Origin of the sequence: Bacillus cereus group sp. BfR-BA-01441 (assembly GCF_022663075.1) — a bacterium.
GTDB lineage: Bacteria > Bacillota > Bacilli > Bacillales > Bacillaceae_G > Bacillus_A > Bacillus_A cereus.
The window spans coordinates 1-211 of the sequence record NZ_JAKUEU010000465.1; the positions used below are offsets into that span (position 1 = coordinate 1).

The following is a 211-nucleotide window of genomic DNA, read 5'->3' on the forward strand; positions in this document are numbered from 1 at the left end:
ACAGGGACTCAAACTAAACGACAAGCTGAAGCAAGTTTATGATAAGGCGTTATCCCTTGGTTTACGATTCACAAGCGGGTACCGCCCCGGTTCTACCGGCCCGAGCGGGAGACCGGATAGCCATTCCCAGGGCATGGCTATGGACTTCGCGGGTTCGAAAGATAAAATGGACGAATTTGCAAAATGGGCGAAAACGTCACCGCTCTTTACA

The 211-nt window shown here is 51.2% G+C and carries 1 pseudogene; it reads left to right on the plus strand.

Annotation, left to right across the window (positions count from 1 at the left end):
• Nucleotides 1-211 (plus strand): annotated as a pseudogene (locus MR107_RS31235) (hypothetical protein); the annotation flags it as partial.